Here is a 2,093-nt window from a genome sequence, read left to right as displayed (position 1 = left end):
TCGTACCCGCACCCGCGGCTGATGCCGGAGTTCTGGGAATTCCCGACCGTGTCCATGGGCATCGGCCCGATGAACGCGATCTACCAGGCCCAGTCCAACCGGTACCTGCACGACCGGGGCCTGAAAGACACCTCGGACCAGCAGGTCTGGGCGTTCCTGGGTGACGGGGAAATGGACGAGCCCGAGTCCCGGGGCCTGCTGCAGCTGGCAGCGAACGAGAACCTGGACAACCTGAACTTCGTGATCAACTGCAACCTCCAGCGCCTGGACGGCCCGGTGCGGGGCAACGGGAAGATCATGCAGGAACTGGAAGCGTTCTTCCGCGGCGCGGGCTGGAACGTGATCAAGGTCGTCTGGGGCCGGGAATGGGACGATCTGCTCGCCCGCGACACTGACGGGTCGCTGGTGAAGATCATGAACGAAACCGTCGACGGGGACTACCAGACCTACAAGGCCGAGTCCGGCGGGTTCGTCCGGGAACACTTCTTCGGGAAAACCCCGGCCACCAAGGACCTGGTCGCGGACCTGGACGACAACCAGATCTGGAACCTCAAACGCGGCGGCCACGACTACCGCAAGGTCTACGCCGCATACAAAGCCGCGGTCGAGTTCAAGGGCAAACCCACCGTGATCCTGGCCAAGACCGTCAAGGGCTACGGGCTCGGACCCCACTTCGAGGGCCGCAACGCGACCCACCAGATGAAGAAACTCACCATGGAGGACCTCAAGGCCTTCCGCGACCACCTGCGCATCCCCATCACCGACGAACAGCTCGAAACCGACCTGTACCGTCCCCCGTACTACCACCCCGGCATGGACGCCCCGGAAATCCAGTACATGATGGACCGCCGCGCGGCCCTGGGCGGGCCCGTCCCGGAACGCCGCCACACCCACACCCCGGTCACCCTGCCCGACGCGAAAGCCTACGAGGTCGCCAAACGCGGCTCCGGCAAGCAGCAGGCCGCCACCACCATGGCCTTCGTCAGGCTCCTGAAAGACCTCATGCGGGACAAGAACTTCGGCCACCGCTTCGTCCCGGTCGTCCCGGACGAATCACGCACCTTCGGGATGGACGCGTTCTTCCCGACCGCGAAGATCTACAACCCCAAAGGCCAGAACTACCTCTCCGTGGACCGCGACCTCGTCCTGGCCTACAAAGAATCCCCCGCCGGGCAACTCATCCACCCCGGCATCAACGAAGCCGGCGCCGTCGCCGCGTTCACCGCCGCCGGCACCGCCTACGCCACCCACGGCGAACCCCTCGTGCCGATCTACGTCTTCTACTCCATGTTCGGCTTCCAACGCACCGGCGACGCGTTCTGGGCCGCCGCGGACCAAATGACCCGCGGCTTCATCATCGGCGCCACCGCAGGACGGACCACCCTCACCGGCGAAGGACTCCAACACGCCGACGGACACTCCCCCGTCCTGGCCTCCACCAACCCCGCCGTGAAAACCTACGACCCCGCCTACGGCTACGAAATCGGACACATCATCCGCGACGGCCTCGAACACATGTACGGGGAACACAGTTCTGACAAGAACCTCATGTACTACCTGACCGTGTACAACGAGCCCATCAGCCAGCCAGCGGAACCGGAAAACCTCGACACCGAAGGCCTCCTCAAAGGCATCTACCTCCTGAACCCCGCCCCCGGGGCGACGGACGGGAACCGCCCCAAGTCCCAGATCCTCGCCTCCGGAGTCTCCGTCCCCTGGGCCCTGGAAGCCCAGAAAATCCTCGCCGACGACTGGGGCGTCTCCGCCGACGTCTGGTCCGTGACCTCCTGGAACGAACTCCGACGCGACGGACTCGCCGCCGAAGAACACGCCTTCCTCAACCCCGGCGAAGAACCCCGCACCCCCTTCATCACCCAACAACTCGCCGGCGCCACCGGACCCGTCATCGCCGTCACCGACTACATGAAAGCCGTCCCAGACCAAATCCGCCAATTCATCCCCAACGACTTCGCCTCCCTCGGCGCCGACGGCTTCGGATTCTCCGACACCCGCCAAGCCGCACGCCGCTACTTCAAAAACGACACCCACTCCATCGTCACCAAAACCCTCCAACTCCTCGCAGCAAAGGGCCA

At 64.8% G+C, this 2,093-nt stretch carries 1 protein-coding gene; it reads left to right on the top strand.

The annotated features are described in order from the left end of the window. The coding region (gene aceE, locus L0B83_RS19525) for a pyruvate dehydrogenase (acetyl-transferring), homodimeric type (RefSeq protein WP_234760230.1) at positions 1 to 2,093 on the top strand (2,093 nt) is incomplete at both ends.

It is taken from the genome of Arthrobacter alkaliphilus (assembly GCF_021483235.1).
GTDB lineage: Bacteria > Actinomycetota > Actinomycetes > Actinomycetales > Micrococcaceae > Arthrobacter > Arthrobacter alkaliphilus.
The sequence above is the reverse complement of the archived record's forward strand: the minus strand, read 5'-3'. Positions and strand labels throughout refer to the sequence as shown.